Annotated in this window: 16 protein-coding genes and 2 riboswitches; of the genes, 14 read left to right on the forward strand and 2 right to left on the reverse strand. The window is 65.2% G+C overall.

Annotation, left to right across the window (positions count from 1 at the left end; translation table 11 throughout):
* On the reverse strand, window positions 1-657 hold the full coding sequence (locus tag ABG80_RS02205) for a hypothetical protein (RefSeq protein WP_235513723.1): 657 nt from the start codon (window positions 655-657) through the stop codon (window positions 1-3).
* Between the two features lie 188 nt (window positions 658-845).
* On the opposite strand from ABG80_RS02205, the gene ABG80_RS02210 reads away from it, so the two are divergent.
* The 9 genes from ABG80_RS02210 (at window position 846) to ABG80_RS02250 (ending at window position 14,682) form a co-directional block, all read left to right on the forward strand.
* Window positions 846-1,874 carry a TRAP transporter substrate-binding protein gene (locus tag ABG80_RS02210; RefSeq protein ID WP_083505732.1) on the forward strand — a complete coding sequence of 343 codons (1,029 nt, stop codon included), beginning with the start codon at window positions 846-848 and terminating at the stop codon, window positions 1,872-1,874.
* 87 nt (window positions 1,875-1,961) lie between these two features.
* Window positions 1,962-2,567: a TRAP transporter small permease gene (locus tag ABG80_RS02215; protein ID WP_058086150.1), complete on the forward strand. Its 606-nt coding sequence runs from the start codon at window positions 1,962-1,964 to the stop codon at window positions 2,565-2,567.
* 11 nt (window positions 2,568-2,578) lie between these two features.
* Entirely contained in the window at window positions 2,579-3,859 is a 1,281-nt protein-coding gene (locus tag ABG80_RS02220; protein ID WP_058086151.1) for a TRAP transporter large permease, read from the forward strand.
* Window positions 3,860-3,972: 113 nt separating this feature from the next.
* On the forward strand, window positions 3,973-6,798 hold the full coding sequence (gene ppc, locus ABG80_RS02225) for a phosphoenolpyruvate carboxylase (protein ID WP_058086152.1): 2,826 nt from the start codon (window positions 3,973-3,975) through the stop codon (window positions 6,796-6,798).
* 17 nt (window positions 6,799-6,815) lie between these two features.
* A riboswitch (glycine riboswitch) is annotated at window positions 6,816-6,941 on the forward strand.
* Window positions 6,942-6,949: 8 nt separating this feature from the next.
* Window positions 6,950-7,090: riboswitch (glycine riboswitch) on the forward strand.
* 89 nt (window positions 7,091-7,179) lie between these two features.
* Complete coding sequence (gene gcvT / locus ABG80_RS02230) at window positions 7,180-8,292, forward strand: glycine cleavage system aminomethyltransferase GcvT (RefSeq protein ID WP_058086259.1); 1,113 nt, start codon at window positions 7,180-7,182, stop codon at window positions 8,290-8,292.
* A 93-nt stretch (window positions 8,293-8,385) separates the two neighbouring features.
* Window positions 8,386-8,760 carry a glycine cleavage system protein GcvH gene (gene gcvH, locus ABG80_RS02235; protein ID WP_058086153.1) on the forward strand — a complete coding sequence of 125 codons (375 nt, stop codon included), beginning with the start codon at window positions 8,386-8,388 and terminating at the stop codon, window positions 8,758-8,760.
* Window positions 8,761-8,853: 93 nt separating this feature from the next.
* The gene (gene gcvP, locus ABG80_RS02240; RefSeq protein ID WP_058086260.1) at window positions 8,854-11,775 is read left to right on the forward strand and encodes an aminomethyl-transferring glycine dehydrogenase; all 2,922 of its coding nucleotides are present in this window, start codon (window positions 8,854-8,856) and stop codon (window positions 11,773-11,775) included.
* 165 nt (window positions 11,776-11,940) lie between these two features.
* Window positions 11,941-13,803, forward strand: a complete 1,863-nt coding sequence (locus ABG80_RS02245; protein ID WP_058086154.1) for a sensor histidine kinase — start codon at window positions 11,941-11,943, stop codon at window positions 13,801-13,803.
* A 162-nt stretch (window positions 13,804-13,965) separates the two neighbouring features.
* Window positions 13,966-14,682, forward strand: a complete 717-nt coding sequence (locus tag ABG80_RS02250; RefSeq protein WP_083505733.1) for a response regulator — start codon at window positions 13,966-13,968, stop codon at window positions 14,680-14,682.
* Here the strand turns inward: ABG80_RS02250 and ppsR are convergent.
* A complete protein-coding gene (gene ppsR, locus ABG80_RS02255) occupies window positions 14,676-15,494 on the reverse strand; it encodes a posphoenolpyruvate synthetase regulatory kinase/phosphorylase PpsR (RefSeq protein ID WP_058086156.1) in 819 nt (272 codons plus the stop codon). The two genes, ABG80_RS02250 and ppsR, sit on opposite strands and share 7 nt — an antisense overlap.
* Window positions 15,495-15,726: 232 nt before the next feature.
* On the opposite strand from ppsR, the gene ppsA reads away from it, so the two are divergent.
* The 5 genes from ppsA to rplI all read left to right on the forward strand — a co-directional run bounded on the left by ppsA (window position 15,727) and on the right by rplI (window position 19,883).
* Window positions 15,727-18,132, forward strand: coding sequence for a phosphoenolpyruvate synthase (ppsA, locus tag ABG80_RS02260; protein WP_058086157.1), 2,406 nt, complete (start codon window positions 15,727-15,729; stop codon window positions 18,130-18,132).
* A 235-nt stretch (window positions 18,133-18,367) separates the two neighbouring features.
* Window positions 18,368-18,733 (forward strand): 30S ribosomal protein S6, encoded by a 366-nt coding sequence (gene rpsF / locus ABG80_RS02265; protein ID WP_058086158.1) that lies wholly within the window; start codon window positions 18,368-18,370, stop codon window positions 18,731-18,733.
* Between the two features lie 72 nt (window positions 18,734-18,805).
* Complete coding sequence (gene priB, locus ABG80_RS02270) at window positions 18,806-19,096, forward strand: primosomal replication protein N (protein ID WP_058086159.1); 291 nt, start codon at window positions 18,806-18,808, stop codon at window positions 19,094-19,096.
* Window positions 19,097-19,124: 28 nt separating this feature from the next.
* Window positions 19,125-19,418, forward strand: a complete 294-nt coding sequence (rpsR, locus tag ABG80_RS02275; protein ID WP_058086160.1) for a 30S ribosomal protein S18 — start codon at window positions 19,125-19,127, stop codon at window positions 19,416-19,418.
* A gap of 12 nt (window positions 19,419-19,430) precedes the next feature.
* The gene (rplI, locus tag ABG80_RS02280) at window positions 19,431-19,883 is read left to right on the forward strand and encodes a 50S ribosomal protein L9 (RefSeq protein WP_058086161.1); all 453 of its coding nucleotides are present in this window, start codon (window positions 19,431-19,433) and stop codon (window positions 19,881-19,883) included.
* The last annotated feature ends 195 nt before the right edge of the window (window positions 19,884-20,078 follow it).

Here is a 20,078-nt window from a genome sequence, read left to right on the forward strand (position 1 = left end):
CTAGCCCAGGGCAACGCGGTACCAGGCCAGACTTTCATCGCGCGGGGTCTCGACCGTCGCAGCGATGACGTCGTCGCTTTGGTCAACCAGGCGGATGTCGTACTTGCTGGCCAACCACCAAGGCACCTTCTGCCTGAGCAGGGCCGCAGCCGAAAACCGCGCCACCAGAAGTCCGCCGGGGTGGTCGTTCACGCTGTGCAATGTCACCGAGAGGTGCCCCGTCAGCCCTCCGTCGTCGCTCAGCTGGCGCCGCGTGTCGCCCACGGCTGAGACGTCATCGGGCTGGTGTGCCTGAATGCGCCCATCAGGGCCCACCCAGGTCACGCTCACCCAGAAACGCCGAATGCCGTCGAGCAACACCGGGTGGCTGGCGAACACCTCCGGCCTGAGACGCCCGGAATCGATGATGTCGCCCAGGATGCGCAACTGCGCCAGCTCGCCGTCGAGCCGACCGTTGATCTGCGCCTCCAGCGACAAGGCATCCGAGATCATTTCTTCGCGCTGCGACGTCAGGGCGGCCTGCTCCTGGCTGCGCAACCAGAACATGACACCCACCACCACCAGCAGAGACAGCATCAGCGGCCAGGCCCACAGTGTCTTGAGAGAGCGCACAGGCGAGCCGAACAACCTCAGCCTGGGCTGGGGTGGCACGGACAAGGCCGGACGCGGAGGAACGCTGACAGGAGGGCTCACGAAACCAGGGGTAAACGAGTGCATGGACGTGCCTCAGTCTAGGCCTTGGATGCCAACAAACGCATCCGGAGGTCCGCGAATGTGGATCTCCACAATCCCGCACACAGACCGGGGTGGAAAACAATTTCCCCATCACACAACGGAGACCCGACATGCGCTCTCAACGTCCCGCCCAATACCTGCGTCGTGGCCTGCTGGCCCTGGCCGCCACCGCCGCCTTGATGCCGGCCGCTTTCGCGCAAAGCCCGATCATCATCAAGTTCAGCCACGTGGTGGCCGTCGACACGCCCAAGGGCAAGGCCGCCGAGTTCTTCGCCAAGCGCGCGGCCGAACTGACCAAGGGCAAGGTCAAAGTCGAGGTCTACCCCAACAGCCAGCTCTACAAGGACAAGGAAGAAATGGAAGCGCTGCAGCTGGGCTCGGTCCAGATGCTGGCGCCTTCGCTGTCCAAGTTCGCCCCCCTGGGTGTGAAGGAGTTCGAAGCGTTCGACCTGCCCTTCATCTTCGACGGCTACAACGACCTGCACGCGGTCACGCAAGGCCCGGTGGGCACCAAGCTGCTCAAGAAGCTGGAGTCGCGCGGCATCACCGGCCTGGCCTACTGGGACAACGGCTTCAAGGTGATGTCGGCCAACAAGCCGCTGAAGTCGCCCGAGGACTACAAGGGCGTGAAGATGCGCATCCAGTCCTCCAAGGTGCTGGACGCCCAGATGCGCGCCGTGGGCGCCCTGCCCCAGGTGCTGGCCTTTTCCGAGACCTACCAGGCCCTTCAGACGGGTGTGGTCGACGGCACCGAGAACCCGCCGTCCAACCTCTACACCCAGAAGATGCACGAAGTGCAAAAGCACCTGAGCCTCACCAACCACGGCTACCTGGGCTACGCGGTCGTTGTCAACAAAAAGTTCTGGGACGGGCTGCCTGCCGACGTGCGCGCAGCGCTCAACAAGGCCATGGCCGAGTCCACCAAGGTGGCCAACGACGTCGCCTTCCAGGACAACCAGGACGCGCTGGCCAAGGTCAAGGCCGCTGGCAAGACCACCATCTACCAGCCCACCCTGGGCGAGCGTTTCCTGCTCAAGAAGGCGATGTTCCCGGTGCACAAGCAGATGTCCTCGCGCATCGGTGAAGAAACGATCAACGAGATCTACAAGGTCACCAACTTCGACCCCACCAAGATGTGATCGACGTGGGCTGACCGCGCTGCTGGCCCACGCACCGACGTGGGCCATTTTTTTCCCCCTGCTGACCTCATCCAAGGAGAGCCCACCATGAAATGGCTCGATCACCTGGAGGAGTGGCTGATCGCGACCCTGATGGGCGCGGCCACCCTCATCATCTTTGTCTCCGTCGTCCACCGATACGCGGTCGGCTTCAACACCCCGCTGCAAGACTGGCTGCTGGGCATCAACCTGGCCTGGGCCCAGGAAGCCACCATCTACCTCTTCGTCTGGATGGCCAAGTTCGGCGCGGCTTACGGCGTGCGCACCGGCATCCACGTGGGGGTGGACGTGCTGATCAACCAGCTCAACCCCGAGAACCGCAAGAAGTTCGTGCTTTTCGGGCTGCTGGCAGGGGCGCTGTTCACTGGCGCGATCGCGACCATGGGCGCGGGCTTCGTCTGGCACAACGGCGCGAACTTCGCCTTCCACAGCTGGCTGGGCATGGACGTCTCCGAGTTGATCGAAGGCCCCACCACGCCCGACCTGGAGTGGCCGACCTGGATCATCTACAGCGCCATCCCCCTGGGCTCTTCGCTGATGTGCTTCCGATTCCTGCAGGTGGCCTGGAACTTCGCCAGGACCGGTGAGCTGCCTCACCACGACCACGGACACGTGGACGGTCTGGACGAAGAAACCGAGCCCGCCAAGACCTGAAGGAGACATCCATGAGTGGCATCATCATTTTCACCCTGCTGCTGGTCCTCATGCTGACCGGCATGCCGATCTCCATCTCGCTGGGCCTGACCGTCCTGACCTTCATCTTCGGGTTCACGGACGTGCCCATCGAGTCGGTCGCGCTCAAGCTGTTCACCGGCATCGAGAAGTTCGAGATCATGGCGATCCCGTTCTTCATCCTGGCGGGCAACTTCCTCACCCACGGTGGGGTCGCCAAGCGCATGATCAACTTCGCCACCAGCATGGTCGGCCACTGGCACGGTGGCTTGGGCCTGGCCGGCGTCGTGGCTTGCGCGCTGTTCGCAGCCGTCTCGGGCTCTTCCCCCGCGACCGTGGTGGCCATCGGCTCCATCCTGCTGCCAGCGATGGTGAAGGCCGGTTTCCCGAACAAGTTCGGCGCCGGCGTGATCACCACCTCCGGCGCACTGGGCATCCTCATCCCGCCATCGATCGTGATGGTGATGTATTCGGTGTCGACGAACACGTCGGTGGGCGCCCTGTTCATGGCCGGCGTCATCCCCGGTCTGATGCTGGCCAGCCTGCTGGGCCTGACCACCTGGTGGCGCGCTCGCAAGTTCGGCTACCCCCGCATGCCCAAAGCCACCTTTGCTCAGCGCATCAAGGCCCTGCGCGAATCGATGTGGGGCCTGCTGCTCATCGTCGTGGTCATGGGCGGCATCTACACCGGCCTGTTCACGCCGACCGAAGCCGCCGCCATGAGCGCCGTCTACGCCTTCATCGTCGCCGTGTTCGTCTACAAGGACATGGGCCTCAAGGACGTGCCGCGCGTGCTGCTGGCCTCGGCCAACATGAGCGCGATGCTGCTCTACATCATCACCAACGCCGTGCTGTTCAGCTTCGTGCTGGCCAACGAGAACATCCCGCAGCAACTGGCCGACTGGCTGGTGAACATGGGCCTGGGTCCGATCGCCTTCCTGCTCGTGGTCAACATCCTGCTGCTGGTGGCCGGCAACTTCATGGAGCCGTCGTCGATCGTGCTGATCATGGCGCCCATCCTGTTCCCGGTGGCCGTCAAGCTGGGGATCGATCCAGTGCACTTCGGCATCCTGATCGTGGTGAACATGGAAGTCGGCATGTGTCACCCGCCGGTGGGCCTGAACCTGTACGTGGCATCGGGCATCACCAAATTGGGCATCACCGAGCTGACGGTCGCCGTGTGGCCCTGGCTGCTGACGATGCTGGGCTTCCTGGTGCTGGTGACGTACTACCCGCCCCTGTCGCTGTGGCTGCCCAATCTGTTGATGAAATGACGCACTGAGCGGTCGCTTTGACCCAGTTGTCGGCTCGGACATGACCGGGCTGACGGGAGGGCTGGCACGATGTTTGATGCAACCTTGCATCCATCGGCCAGCCCTCCTTTCACATGCCCCAACGCAAAACCGCCTCAACGGCCACCGCACGCCCCAAGACCGGGGCCAAGTCCGCTGCAAATGCCGTCACCGCCCCCCTGCTGCGCGACATCCGCCTGCTGGGCAAGCTGTTGGGGGACGTCATCCGTGAGCAGGAGGGGCAAGCCACCTTCGAGCTGATCGAAAAAATCCGGCAATTGGCCGTCGCCTACAGAGGGCGTCAGGACGCACAGGCCGGCAAAGCCCTTGACCGCCTGCTCAACAACCTGTCGGCAGACCAAAGCGTGTCAGTCATCCGCGCGTTCAGCTATTTCTCGCACCTGGCCAACCTGGCAGAAGACCGCCACCAAGTGCGCCAGGCGAGCCAAGCCGGCGCGCGCCCCGCCACGGGCTCCATCCCCGCTGCGCTGGCGCGGCTGGACGCTTCAGGGGTTCGGGCCGACGACGTGGCGAAGTTGCTGCGAGGCGCTTACCTGTCGCCGGTGCTGACGGCGCACCCGACGGAGGTGCAACGCAAGTCGATCCTGGACGCCGAGCGATCGGTGGCGGCGCTGCTCACGCGGCTGGACCATGCCTCGGCAGATGGGTCACGCGAAGTCGAACAAGCATTGCGCGCCCGCGTCACGCAGCTTTGGCAAACGCGCATGCTGCGCTACACCAAGCTCACGGTTGCAGACGAAATTGAAAACGCGCTGAGCTACTACCCCCTGACCTTCCTGCGGGAGATCCCGCGCCTGTACGAGCAAATCGAAGTCGCCCTGCCCGGCCGAGACATCGCCCCCTTCCTGCGCATGGGCCACTGGATCGGCGGCGACCGCGACGGCAACCCCAACGTCACGGCCGAGACCATGCGCCTGGCCCTGTCCCGTCAAAGCGAAGTGGCCCTGCGTCACTACCTGCGCGAGATCCACGAATTGGGTGCAGAGCTGTCGATGTCAGGGCACCTGATCCAGGTCACACCAGAGATGCGCGCCTTGGCCGATCGCTCGCCCGACCACAACCCCCACCGCAGCGACGAGCCTTATCGCCGCGCACTCACTGGCGTCTACGCCCGCTTGGCCGCCACGCTGCAAGAGCTGACGGGCACCGAGGCCTTGCGCCACGCCGTGGCCCCCGAAGCCCCTTACCTGCAAGCCGAAGACTTCCTGGACGACTTGCAAACCGTGGACGCCTCGCTGCGCGCCCACCACGCATCGGCCATCGCGGACCTGCGCGTTCGCCCGCTGGTGCGTGCCGTGCAGGTGTTTGGCTTTCACCTGGCCACGCTCGACCTGCGCCAAAGCTCGGACCAGCACGAGCTCGTGATCGCCGAGCTGCTGGCCAAGGCCGAGGTCGAGCCCGACTACCCGGGTCTGGATGAAGATGCCAAACAGGCCCTTCTGTGCCGCCTGCTCAATGAGGCTCGCCCGCTGCGTGTTCACCAGGCGGTCTACTCCGACCTGGCTCAAGGAGAGCTGGCCATCTTCGAGACCGCGACCCAAGCCCGTCGCCGCTATGGCCCACAAGCCTTGCGCCACTGCATCATTTCGCACACAGAAACCGTCAGCGATCTGCTAGAGGTCCTGCTCCTGCAAAAGGAGTGCGGCCTGATGCATGGAACCTTGCACAGCCGTGACGCCAAGGTCGAACTCATCGTGGTGCCTCTGTTCGAAACCATCGCCGACCTGCGTCACGCCGAGGGCATCATGCGCGGCTTTTACGCGGTACCCGGCATCGCTGAGCTCGTGCAGCGCTCCGGGGGCGAACAGGACATCATGCTCGGCTACAGCGACAGCAACAAGGATGGGGGCTATTTCACCAGCAACTGGGAGCTCTACCAGGCTGAGATCAGGCTGGTTGCCCTGTTTGACCAGCTGCAAAACCACCATGGCATCCGGCTGCGCCTGTTCCACGGACGAGGCGGCACCGTGGGGCGTGGAGGTGGCCCATCACACCAGGCCATCCTGGCCCAGCCCCCGGGCACGGTGAACGGACAGATCCGACTGACCGAACAAGGCGAGGTCATCGCCTCCAAGTACGCCAACCCCGACATCGGTCGGCGCAACCTCGAAACCCTGGTTGCAGCCATGCTGGAGGCCAGCCTGCTCAAGCCGCCTCGCCCCGTGCCGAGCACCTTTCTGCAGGCGGCGCAGTCTCTGTCAGAAGCCAGCATGGCCGCCTATCGCAAGCTGGTCTACGAGACCGACGGCTTCACCGATTACTTCTTCTCGGCCACACCCATCCGCGAGATCGCCGAACTCAACATCGGCTCGCGCCCCGCCTCGCGCAAGGCCAGCCGCCGCATCGAAGACCTGCGCGCCATCCCATGGGGCTTCTCGTGGGGCCAGTGCCGCGTGGCCCTACCCGGGTGGTACGGCATGGGCAGCGCCTTCGAGTCATTGCTGGCCGCGCCAGGCACCGAGCGCAAGTCACAGCTCGCGCTGCTGCAGCGCATGCACAAGCAGTGGCCGTTCTTTCGCACGCTGCTGTCCAACCTCGAGATGGTGCTGGCCAAAAGCGACCTCGCCATCGCCGAGCGTTACGTCAGCCTGGTCGAGGACAAGAAGCTTGGCAAACGCATCATGGCTGCCATCCGCATCGAGTGGGAGCGCACGTCCACGCACCTGCGCCTGATCACCGGCTCGCGCGAGCACCTCGCCAGCCAGCCCGAGCTCGCCAGCTTCCTCGCCTATCGACTGCCCTACGTCGACCCGCTCAACCACTTGCAAGTGGAACTCATGAGGCGCTACCGCCAGCAGGCCCTGGACACGCAGGCAGCCCCGGACGCGTCAGAGAGGGTTCAGCGAGGCATCCACCTGTCCATCAACGGGGTGGCGGCAGGATTGCGCAACACGGGCTGAGCGTTCACCCTTACAATGCGCGACTGCCAGGAGAGAACCCCCGCCACGCGAGCAGCTGCGCAGGAGGTCGCCGAAGGCGCAGGGCCTCAGCCGGAGACGGTTGGGTCGCCCGAACGCTCAGGCAAAAGGACTGGCAGACACGACCTCGGTCGTGATCCTCACTGGAGAGAGTCCGGACGTTGCACCCCCAAAAGGCTGCGGCGAGCCGGGCCACCGAAGGGGCAAGCCTTGACCGCAGTCGCATCGGCTGCGAGGGGTCAATCTCTCAGGTAAAGCGGACAGAGAGGGCAAGCGGAAGTTCGTCGTTTCAGGCACCCCGTGGCTGAAGCGGCAGGACACATCAACACCCTGCCCTCCCGGCCACACCAGCCGGCATTCGCCATGTCCGAACTGCTCACGACCCCGCTGCACGCTCTGCACATCGAACTCGGCGCCAAGATGGTGCCCTTCGGTGGCTATGACATGCCCGTGCAGTACGCCAGCGGCATCCTGGCTGAACACAAGCACACCCGCGCCGCAGCGGGCCTGTTCGACGTCTCGCACATGGGTCAGGTGCTGCTCAGCGGCCCCGGTGCCGACGCTGCGCTCGAAACCCTGGTGCCCGTCGACATCGTCGACCTGCCGGTGTTCAAGCAGCGCTACGCCCTGTTCACCAACGACCAAGGCGGCATCCTCGACGACCTGATGGTCACCCGCCGTGAAAACGACCTGTTCGTGGTCGTCAACGCCGCCTGCAAGACCCAGGACATCGCCCACCTGCAGGCCAAGATCGGCCACCTGTGTAGCGTCACTCCCCTGCCCGATCAGGCCCTGCTGGCGCTGCAAGGCCCGCAAGCCGTGACCGCCCTGGCACGCCTGAACGAAGGCGTGCAAAAGCTGGTGTTCATGACCGGCGGTCACTTCGTGCTCGACGGCATCGACTGCTTCGTGACGCGCTCGGGCTACACCGGCGAAGACGGCTTCGAAATTTCCGCTCCAGCAGACAAGGCCGTGCAACTCGCCCGCGCCCTGCTGGCCCAACCCGAAGTCAAGCCCATCGGCCTGGGCGCGCGCGACACGCTGCGCCTGGAAGCCGGCCTGTGCCTCTACGGCCACGACATCGACACCACGACCACCCCCGTCGAAGGCAGCCTGACCTGGGCCATCCAGAAGGTGCGCCGCGTCGGTGGTGCCCGCGCAGGTGGCTACCCCGGTGCCGCCGTCGTTGACACGCAACTGGCCCAAGGTGCCGCCCGCAAGCGCGTCGGCTTGATCAGCACCGAACGCATGCCCGTGCGCGAAGGCGCCAAGGTGGTGGACGCCAGCGGCGCCGAGATCGGCCTCGTCACCAGCGGCTCGCTCGGCCCCAGCCTGAATCAGCCGGTGGCCCTGGCCTACGTCAGCACCGCCCACGCCGCCGTCGGCACGCCCGTCTTCGCCCTGGTGCGCGACAAGAAGGTGCCCATGGCGGTCACCAGCACCCCGTTCGTGCCCAACCGCTACCACCGCGGCTGATCACCCGCCACGCCCCCCAGATTCGGCCGAACGCTGAGAGACAATCACGCCCGTTCGGCTCAACCCAACCCAGATTCCCCCAAGGACGTCACCATGACCATCAAGTACACGCCCGACCACGAATGGCTGCAGATCGAAGCCGATGGCACCGCCATCGTCGGCATCACCCACCACGCCCAGGACGCCCTGGGTGACGTGGTCTTCGTCGACCTGCCCGCCGTGGGCGCCTCCTTCAAATCCAAGGACGTGGCCGGCGTGGTCGAGTCCGTGAAGGCCGCCGCCGACGTCTACATGCCGGTCGACGGCGAGATCACCGAAGTCAACGAAGCCCTGCGCGACGACCCGGCGCTCGCCAACACCGACCCGACCGGCGCCGGCTGGTTCTTCAAGGTCAAGCTGGCCAACCCCGCCCAGCTCGACGCCCTGATGGACAAGACCGCTTACGACGAGCTGCTGAAGAACGCCTGATGCGTTCACCCCCGGCGCCCCCTGTGTGGACGCCGGCCCCGAGGATGCGGCCCTGAGCCCGCTGCACCCTGAACCCACCCGATGCCGAACACCATGAGCCACGCTGCCCTGTCCTCCTTGCCAACCCTGTCGCAACTCGAGAATGCGACCGAATTCCAGGCCCGCCACCTCGGCCCCTGGGACGCAGAACAGGCCAGCATGCTCAAGGTGATCGGCGTGGCCTCGCGCCAGGCGCTGATGGAGGCCATCGTGCCCGAGACCATCCGCCGCCCGGCGCCGATGGACCTGCCCGCCGCGCTCACCGAAGCGCAAGCGCTGGCCGAACTCAAGGCCATCGCACAGCAAAACAAGGTGCTGCGCAACTTCATCGGCCAGGGCTACTTCAACACGCTCACCCCTGGCGTCATCCTGCGCAACATCCTCGAGAACCCCGCCTGGTACACGGCCTACACGCCTTACCAGGCCGAGATCTCGCAAGGCCGCATGGAGGCCCTGGTCAACTTCCAGACCATGGTCACCGACCTGACCGGCATGGCCATTGCCAACGCCTCGATGCTCGACGAGGCCACCGCCGCCGCCGAAGCCATGACCCTGGCCGCCCGCGTGGGCAAGAGCCAGTCGCAGCGCTTCGTGGTCGCCCACGACGTGCTGCCACAGAACCTCGAGGTGATCCAGACCCGTGCCAAGCCCCTGGGCATCACCGTTGACGTGGTGCACGCCACCGACCTGGTCAAGCACCTCGAGTCCAACGACTGCTTTGCCGCGCTGCTGCAGTACCCCGGCGTCAACGGCCAGGTCCGCGACCTCAAGCCCCTGATCGATGCGCTGCACGCCAAGGGCGCGCTGGCCATCGTCGCCGCCGACCTGCTGGCCCTGACCCTGCTGACCTCGCCCGGCGAGCTCGGTGCAGACATCGCCTGCGGCACCACCCAGCGCTTCGGCATGCCCATGGGCAACGGCGGCCCGCACGCCGGCTACCTGGCCACGCAGGACGCCTTCAAGCGTTCGCTGCCTGGCCGCCTCGTGGGCGTCAGCATCGACAGCCACGGCAACCCCGCCTATCGCCTGGCCCTGCAGACCCGCGAGCAGCACATCCGCCGCGAAAAGGCCACCTCCAACATCTGCACGGCCCAGGTGCTGCCCGCCGTCGTGGCCAGCATGTACGCCGTCTACCACGGCCCCGAAGGCCTCCAGCGCATCGCCCAGCGCGTGACCGCCTACGCCTCGATCCTGGCCGCGGGCCTCAAGCAGCTCGGTCGCGAACTGCTGCACGACACCTGGTTCGACACCCTGCACGTGCGCTGCGCCAGCCCGGCCGAACGCGACCAGTTGCTGGCCGCCGCCGTCGCAAAGGACATGAACCTGCGCGCCGCCAGCGCCGACACGCTGGGCATTTCGCTGGACGAGACCACCACCCGCGCCGACCTGGCCGACTTGCTGGCCGTGTTCGCCGCAGGCAAGGCCGTGCCCAGCGTTGACCAGCTGGCCGCCACCGCCACCATCGGCCTGCCCGAGGGCCTGCGCCGCACCAGCGCCTACCTGACGCACCCGGTGTTCAACACCCACCACTCCGAAACGGAGATGCTGCGCTACATCCGCGCCCTGTCCGACAAGGACCTGGCCCTGGACCGCACCATGATCCCGCTGGGCTCATGCACCATGAAGCTCAACGCCACCAGCGAGATGATCCCCATCACCTGGCCGGAGTTCGCGCACATCCACCCCTTCGCCCCGCGTGATCAGCTCAAGGGCTACGAGCTGCTCGACCAGCAGCTGTGCGCCTGGCTGTCGCAGGCCACAGGCTATGCCGGCATCAGCCTGCAGCCCAACGCCGGCTCGCAAGGCGAGTACGCCGGCCTGCTCATCATCAAGGCCTACCACGAGTCGCGCGGCGAAGGTCACCGCGACATCTGCCTGATCCCCGAGTCGGCCCACGGCACCAACCCCGCCAGCGCCCAGATGGTCGGCATGAAGGTCGTGGTCACCAAGTGCGACGCCAACGGCAACGTCGACCTCGACGACCTGCGCGCCAAGTGCGAGGCCCACAGCGCCAACCTGGCCGCCGTGATGATCACCTACCCGTCCACTTACGGCGTGTTCGAGACCCGCGTGACCGAGCTGTGCAAGCTGGTTCACGAACACGGTGGGCGCGTCTACGTGGACGGCGCCAACATGAACGCCCTGGTCGGCCTGGCCGCACCGGGCCAGTTCGGTGGCGACGTCAGCCACCTGAACCTGCACAAGACCTTCTGCATCCCGCACGGCGGTGGTGGCCCCGGCGTCGGCCCCGTCTGCGTGGTCGAAGACCTCGCGCCGTTCCTGCCGGCGCACCGCTCGGCCGGTCTGGGCACCGACCAGCAAGTCGGCGCCGTCTCGGCCGCCCCGCTGGGCAACGCCGCCGTGCTGCCCATCAGCTGGATGTACATCCGCATGATGGGCGCCGATGGCCTCAAGGCCGCCACCGAGGTCGCCATCCTGAATGCCAACTACGTGGCCGCCCGCCTGGCCGACCACTACGACATCCACTTCAGCGGCGGCAGCAGCGTCGTCAAGGGCGGTGGCGTGGCCCACGAGTGCATCCTCGACCTGCGCCCCTTGAAGGACAGCAGCGGCGTGTCCGCCGAAGACGTGGCCAAGCGCCTGATCGACTACGGCTTCCACGCGCCCACGTTGAGCTTCCCGGTCGCCGGCACGCTGATGGTCGAGCCCACGGAGAGCGAATCCCAGACCGAACTCGACCGCTTCTGCGACGCCATGATCGCCATCCGCGACGAGATCCGCGCCGTCGAAGATGGCCGCCTGCCTCGCGAGGACAACCCGCTCAAGCACGCCCCGCACACCGCGGCCACCCTGCTGAGCGGCGAGTGGCAGCACGCCTACAGCCGCGAAACCGCCGCCTACCCGGTGCCCAGCCTGCGCCTGCAAAAGTACTGGTCTCCGGTTGGCCGCGTGGACAACGTTCACGGCGATCGCAACCTGTTCTGCAGCTGCCTGCCCATCTCGGCCGAGGCCTGATGCGACACAAGCCCAGGTGACGGGCATGGTCTTTGTGCATCGCGGCAAGCGGCGCCAAGACAATGTCCTGTCTTACGCCGGGCTCGGTGTGCGTTAGTCGTATCACGGCGGGCCCCTTCACGCCTGACACCGCCCCTGAGGCGGTGCACCGATGCAGGAGGCTCAATGGGTTCCGCGATCACGCACGCCCCACTGCCAGGGCTCCTGGCGCCAGCCGGTGCCAGCCTGGAGCTGGCCCTGCACGCTGCCCGAGCTGGCGTCTGGGAATGGGACCTCCGCACCGACCAGAACCGCTGGACCGAAGAGGTCTGGCGCCTCCACGGCCTCAGCCCAGGCGAGCAGCCCCCGTCCTACCAGACGTGGTTGTCCAGCATCCACCCCGACGACCGCGATGCGGCCATGCGGGCGGTCAGCGAGGCAAGGCGTGCGGGCGCACCCTTTGAAGGGTGCTGGCGCACGCTCCCCGAGCGAGGCCCTGTTCGCTGGCTCCTGAGCCGGGGCCAGCCTGGCCTGCTCACCCGCGATGGGCCGACCCACTACGTCGGCATCGTGATGGACGTCACCTCACAAAAGGCGAGCGACGACGAGAACCTGCGATGGCAGGAAAGTTCGACCGAGGTCGTCCCCAGCGCCCCCCCTGCCCCATCCGAGCACGAGCGCCTGCTCCAGACCATCCTCGACGGCGTGCCCGGCCTGGTCGGCTACTGGGACAAACTGCTTTGCAACCGCTTTACCAACCACGCCTACAGCGATTGGTTCGGCATGACCCCGGACGAGATCCGAGGCAAGCACATCAGCAAACTGCTGGGCAAAAGCCTGTTTGAGCTCAATCGACCCCACATCGAAGGTGCCCTGCGCGGCGAGCGGCAATGCTTTTTGCGGGACCTGCCCGTGCCCGGCCATCCCGGGCAGTACCGCGTCAGCGAAACCCACTACCTGCCCGACTTCGACGGGGACTCGGTCAAAGGCTTCCTGGTGCTCGTGCTCGACGTGACCGACACCAAGCTCGCAGAGCAAACCGCGCGAGCGGCCAGCCAGGCCAAATCAGACTTCCTCTCCAACGTCAGTCACGAGCTGCGCACGCCCTTGAACACGATGTTCAGCCTCGCACAAATCGGCCTCAAAGAAAGCACGGGCTCGCCCTGCGCCGGCACCTTCAGGCAGATCCTCGATTCAGGTCAGCACCTGCTCTCGCTCATCGACGAGGTGCTCGACTTCTCCAAGATCGAGGCCGGCAAGATGCACCTGCACCTGGGCGTGGTCGACATTGGTCGGCTGATCGAGCAGGTACTCGGCGTCACCGCATTGCGCGCCTGCAGCAAAGGCATCAGGCTTGAGATCGACGAGGGTGTCGATGTGCCCGCGCAGACGCTGGGCGACGCCAAACGCCTGACCCAGATCCTGGTGAACCTGATCACCAACGCCATCAAGTTCACCGACCAGGGTGAAGTGCGACTCATCCTGAGCAGACAAGGCAGCCGGCTCAACTTCACGGTCAGCGACACGGGCACAGGCATCCCACCCGAACGGTTGGACGAGTTGTTCCAGCCCTTCGTTCAGGTGCACGATGCGCAAGCCCCCCAGACCGGCGGCGCTAGCAACGCTGGAACCGGGCTCGGGCTGGCGATCTGCAAAAGCCTGGTCGAACTCATGGGGGGCGAGATCGAGGTGCGCAGCGAGCGGGGGCGCGGAACGAGTGTTTGCGTGAGCCTGCCCTTGCAGGAAGCGGCGCCACCCAATTGGACGACCTTGTCCAACCTCGTGCTCATCGGATTTCCGGAGGGCGAGCGCGAGGCCCTGCTGCACCAATTGAAACAACGCGGCTGCCCCGCCTGCTGGAGCGATCGCGTGCCAGAGACCCGACCACGCGCTGCCACGCTGCTGCTCCATCAGCGCGCCCTGGGCACGCACACGGCCAACTCGCTCTGCAAGCATCCGGCCAATCCTTGGTCGTACACCTGCCCGACATGGGTGTCCGCCCAGTGGGGCAGGACGGCACACCGCTGTCCATGGACACCCTCCTGCTGAGCGGCCCGCTCTCCCCCCTTCGGCTTCTGCACGCCCTGACCCATCGCCCCCAACCGCAGGCACGCGCAGGCCAGCGCAGGCTGAGTGGCCTGCGCCTGCTCGCAGCGGAAGACAACCCGGTGAACCGGCTGATCCTGGGGCAAATGCTGGAGGCGGAAGGAGCTGCCATCGCAGTTTGCCTTCGACGGCGAACAAGCCGTCGAGCGCGTGGCCAAAGGCCCTGCCAACATCGATCTCGTGCTGTGCGACATCCAGATGCCCGTCATGGACGGCAACGAGGCAACACGGCGCATCCGAAGCCTGGCGCCTCAGCTTCCCGTCATAGGTTTGACAGCGCACGCCTTCAACCAGGCTAGGCAAGAGGCGATGAGCGCGGGCATGGTCGACTACATCACCAAACCCTACATGCTGGATACACTGGTGCAGGCGGTGCTCAAGCACGTGTCACGCCCGCCGGAGAGCCCCATGAAAGTTGTACCCCCGTCCAGCCCTTCGGTAGCTCCTGCGCTCGCCACGCCCGAAGCCGACTGGTTCAGCATGCAGCAACACTTCGCACCACAACCTGGTGTCCTGAGTGCCTTGATGAGCGTGGCCAGCCAAACACTGCCCGGTGTGGCCGATCAACTGAACCAGGCCTTGCAGTCTGCAGACCTGGTGCGACTGGCCAAGGTGGCCCACGAAATCAAGGGCATTGCCCTGAACCTGCGCACCCCGGGCCTGACCGACCTCGCCACGCAAACGCAGGACCAGGCCAGGCAGGCCAACCCGGAGTCGAGTGCATTGGGCCAGCGGCTGTCCGTGCACCTGCAGGGTTTCCTGACCCATCTGGCCGCGCTCGACCGGCAGGCCAGCTCGATGCCTGGCAAGCAGGCTCAGTAAATCAGTCGATCAGGTCGGATGTCGCGCAGGATCGTCGTGGCGATCTCTTCGATCGACTTGTGCGTCGATGACAGCCAAGCGATGCCCTCGCGGCGCATCATGGATTCGGCCTGCTGAACTTCAAAGCGGCAGCTCTCCAGGCTGGCGTAGCGGCTGTTGGGCCGACGCTCGTTGCGAATCTGGCTGAGCCGTTGCGGGTCGATGGTCAGCCCGAAGCACTTCTTTTTGTAGGGTTTGAGCATGGTCGGCAAGAACCCACGGTCAAAGTCCTCGGGAATCAGGGGCACGTTGGCCGCCTTCACACCGTGCTGCATGGCCAGGTAAAGCGAAGTGGGCGTCTTGCCGCAACGGCTCACGCCAACCAGCACCACATCTGCCTCTTCGAGGTTGCGAGACGACTGCCCGTCATCGTGCTCGAGCGCGTAATTGATGGCGTCGATGCGGTTGTTGTACTCGCCGTCCACGCTCGCGTCGCTGAAGCGACCGACGCGGTGGTTGGACTTCATGTTGAGCTCTTCTTCCAAGGGCTCCACGAAAGTCTTGATGACGTCAAAAACCTTGCCCTGGCAGGTCTGCAGGATCGACAGCACGTCGTCATTGGCCAAGGTGGTGAAAACAATGGGGCGCTGCCCCTCCCGCTCGGCCGCGGTGTTGATCTCGCGCACCACGTGGAAGGCTTTGTCCTCCGTGTCGATGAAGGGCCGGCGGACGTGGCGGGGCTTGATGGCGAACTGGGCCAGGATGGAATTGCCCATGGTTTCGGCGGTGATGCCGGTGCCATCGGACACGAAGAAAACGCTGCGATCGGGCATGGGGATGCGGGGACCTCGAACGAGGGGGTGAGGTGTTCACAACACCGGCCCCCGGCGCGATCCGGATTCATTGGAAAGACCCCCCGGATCATAGGCGGGACCCTACAATCGGTTCAACCGTTTCCGGCCCGCCCGCTGACGCCTGCCAGGTCACACCATCAAAACAACAGACCGGCCGCCCCAGCTTCGCCCCGGAAGCCCCAAGATTTTTTCACCATCCTGGAGTTTTTCTATGACCGAACGCTTTGCGCCGACCGCCCTGGTCGTGCCCTTCGAGCAATTGCGCATGTCCGACGTCGAGTCGGTCGGCGGCAAGAACGCCTCGCTGGGCGAGATGATCTCCCAGCTGCCCGACGGCGTGCGCGTGCCCACCGGCTTCGCCACCACCGCCCACGCCTTCCGCGAGTTTCTCAAGCATGACGGCCTGAGCCTGCGCATCAGCCAGCGCCTGGCCACGCTCGACACCGAAGACGTCAAGGCCCTGGCCCAGGCCGGGGCAGAAATCCGTGGCTGGGTCGAGGCCCAACCCTTTCCCGCCGACCTCGAAAAGGCCATCCGCGATGCGTTCGTGACGCTGGCTGGCGACACCCCCCAGGCCTCCTTCGCCGTGCGCTCCTCGGCCACCGCCGAAGACCTGCCCGACGCCTCGTTCGCCGGCCAGCAGGAAACCTTCCTGAACGTCATCGGCATCGAAGACATCCTGCACAAGATGAAGGAAGTCTTCGCCTCGCTCTACAACGACCGCGCCATCTCTTACCGCGTGCACAAGGGCTTCGCCCACGACGTGGTGGCCCTCTCTGCGGGCGTGCAACGCATGGTTCGCTCCGACATCGGCGCCGCCGGCGTGATGTTCACCATCGACACCGAGTCCGGTTTTTCGGACGTGGTCTTCATCACCTCCAGCTACGGCTTGGGTGAAACCGTGGTGCAGGGCGCCGTCAACCCCGACGAGTTCTACGTCCACAAGCCCGCGCTCAAGGCTGGCAAGCAGGCCGTCATCCGCCGCAACCTGGGCTCCAAGCTGATCAAGATGGAGTTCTCCACGCCCGAAGAGAAGGCCGCGTCGGGCAAGCTGGTCAAGACCGTGGACACCACCGTCGAAGCCCGCAACCGCTACAGCCTGACCAACGACGACGTCATGGAGCTGGCCCGCTACGCCCTCGTCATCGAGCAGCACTACGGCCGCCCGATGGACATCGAGTGGGGCAAGGACGGCGGCGACGGCAAGATCTACATCCTCCAAGCCCGCCCCGAGACGGTCAAGAGCCAGCAGCAAGGCAAGAGCGAGCAGCGCTACAAGCTCAAGGGCACCGGCACCATCCTCGCTGAAGGCCGCGCCATCGGCCAGAAGATCGGCACCGGCCCGGTCCGCATCGTCCACAACATCTCCGAGATGGACAAGGTCCAGCCGGGCGACGTGCTGGTCACCGACATGACCGACCCCAACTGGGAGCCGGTGATGAAGCGCGCCAGCGCCATCGTCACGAACCGCGGCGGTCGCACCTGCCACGCGGCCATCATCGCGCGTGAGCTGGGCATCCCGGCTGTGGTGGGCTGCGGCAACGCCACCGAGCGCCTGACCGACGGCACCCTGGTGACCGTGGCCTGCTCCGAGGGCGACACCGGCCACATCTACGAAGGCCTGCTGGAAACGGAAGTCACCGAGGTGACCCGTGGCGAGATGCCCCACATCGGCCTGAAGATCATGATGAACGTCGGCAACCCGCAACTGGCCTTCGACTTCGCGCAGATGCCGAACGCCGGCGTGGGCCTGGCACGCCTCGAGTTCATCATCAACAACAACATCGGCGTGCACCCCAAGGCCATCCTCGACTACCCGAACGTCGACAACGACCTGAAGAAAGCCGTCGAGTCCGTGGCCCGAGGTCACGCCTCGCCGCGCGCCTTCTACGTCGACAAGCTGGCCGAAGGCATCGCCACCATCGCCGCTTCGTTCTGGCCCAAGCCCGTCATCGTGCGCCTGTCGGACTTCAAGTCCAACGAGTACAAGAAGCTCATCGGCGGTTCGCGCTACGAGCCCGAAGAAGAAAACCCGATGCTGGGCTTCCGTGGCGCCTCGCGCTACATCAGCGCCGAGTTCGGCGAGGCCTTCGCGATGGAGTGCGAAGCCCTCAAGCGCGTGCGCAACGACATGGGCCTGACCAACGTCGAGATCATGGTGCCCTTCGTGCGCACCTTGAAACAGGCCGAGCGCGTCACCAAGATGCTGGCCGACCACGGCCTGGTGCGCGAATCCAAGGGCGGCAAGGACGGCCTGCGCGTCATCATGATGTGCGAGGTGCCCTCCAACGCCATCCTGGCCGAGCAGTTCCTGGAGTTCTTCGACGGCATGTCCATCGGGTCGAACGACCTGACCCAGCTCACGCTGGGCCTGGACCGCGACTCCGGACTGGAGTTGCTGGCGCACGATTTCGACGAACGCGACCCAGCCGTCAAGGCATTGATCTCGCGAGCCATCGCCGCCTGCCGGGCCACCGGCAAGTACATCGGCATCTGTGGCCAGGGCCCTTCCGACCACCCGGATTTCGCCGAGTGGCTGGCCGCCGAGGGCATCGTGTCCATCTCGCTGAACCCCGACACCGTGGTCGACACCTGGCAACGCCTGGCCGCCAAGTGAGGTCGCGCCCTGCCGTTCGGCGGGCTTGCGACCTGTTTTCGGGGTGTCGAACACCCTGAACCCCTCACGCCACCCACGGGTGGCGTTTTTGTTGCTATACTCGCGGGTTTTCCGAATGTTGAAGCCTCTGATCAAAAGAGGCTCAACCCTTGCCGTCAGCGGGTTTGACGCTTCGCGACGGCTTCCATCCCACCTTCTCACCCGGTGAGAGGTGGGGAATCCACAAGGAGTCACCATGCGTCACTATGAAATCATCGTGCTGATCCACCCGGATCAAAGCGAGCAGGTTCCGGCCATGCTGGAGCGTTACAAGACCCTGATCACCACCACCGGTGGCCAGGTGCACCGCGTTGAAGACTGGGGCCGTCGTCAGCTGGCTTACCAGATCAACAAGCTGGCCAAGGCGCACTACCTGTGCCTGAACGTCGAAATCAGCAAGGAAACCCTGGCTGAAATCGAAACCGGCTTCAAGTTCAACGACGCCGTGCTGCGTCACCTGACCGTGCAGAAGGACAAGGCCGAGACCACTCCTTCCGTGATGATGAAGCAAGTCGAGCGTGAAGAGGCCCGCAAGGCCCAGCAGGACCAAGCCGCTGCCTGATCCATGCCGCAAGGCGTGAATCGGCTGCCCGTCCAGCCCTGACGTGACGAAGCCCGCCAGACCCCGCAAGACATGAACCAAGTCCTGCTGTCTGCCCGGATCATCGAACGCAAGGCACTGCGATACACCCCCGCCGGACTCCCTGCCCTGGACCTCGTGCTTGAACACGAGTCCGAACTGCAGGAAAACCAGCGAAGCCGCAAGGTTCAGCTGGAGATGAAGGCAGTGGCCGTTGGCGACATCGCGCAAGCGTTGAGCCGGCTGCCCATCGGAGAGGCTCACGGCTTCACCGGTTTCCTGGGGTCACCGCGCAACGGACGAGGCGTGCTGCTGCACATCACCGCTCTACAAGACATCGTTTAAACCATCCACCGGATATTGAGAGGTCATCATGGCTGCTCCCCGCTCCAAGAACGGCAAGTTCTCCAAAGACCGCAAGGGCAAGCGCAACACGCAATCCCTGCTGTTCCGTCGCAAGCGCTTCTGCCGCTTCACCGTCGCTGGCGTCGAACAAATCGACTACAAGGACGTCGACACCCTGCGCGACTTCATCGCTGAAAACGGCAAGATCATCCCCGCTCGCCTGACCGGCACCCGCGCGATCTACCAACGTCAGCTGACCACCGCCATCAAGCGCGCCCGCTTCCTGGCCCTGCTGCCTTACAGCGACCAACATCGCGTCTAAGGAGTCACCGTCATGCAAATCATCCTCCTCGAAAAAGTCGCCAACCTGGGTACCCTGGGTGACGTGGTCAAGGTCAAGGACGGCTACGCCCGCAACTTCCTGATCCCGACTGGCCAAGCTCGCCGCGCCACCACCAAGGCCGTCGCCGAGTTCGAAGCCCGTCGCGCCGAACTGGAAAAGGCTTCCGCCGAGAAGCTGGCCGCTGCCCAAGCCGTGGGCGAAAAGCTGAGCGGCAAGACCGTCTCCCTCAGCCAGAAGGCTGGCGTGGACGGCCGCCTGTTCGGCTCGGTCACCAACTTCGACATCGCCGAAGGCCTCAAGGCTGCCGGCTTCGAAGTGACCAAGCAGCAGGTTCGCCTGCCCAACGGCCCGCTCAAGACCACCGGTGAACACGCCGTGTCCGTCGCCCTGCACACCGACGTGGTGGTGGACGTGACCGTCGCCGTGGTTGGCGAAACCGTCTGATCCTCTGGGATCATGGGCCGCTTCGGTGGCCCGCCTGAGCAAAGCCGGCGCAAGCCGGCTTTGTCGTTTCTGGGTGTCCTTTACCTGCTGAGCGCCCAGGCGGGCAGTTGTCCTCGCGTTTCCCCAGGAAGCCCCCAGGATCCCCCACGCTTGCCCACAGCTTTATCCACAGGCCCCGCGCTTCGCCGGCCGTAT

It is taken from the genome of Aquabacterium parvum (assembly GCF_001447195.1).
GTDB lineage: Bacteria > Pseudomonadota > Gammaproteobacteria > Burkholderiales > Burkholderiaceae_C > Aquabacterium > Aquabacterium parvum.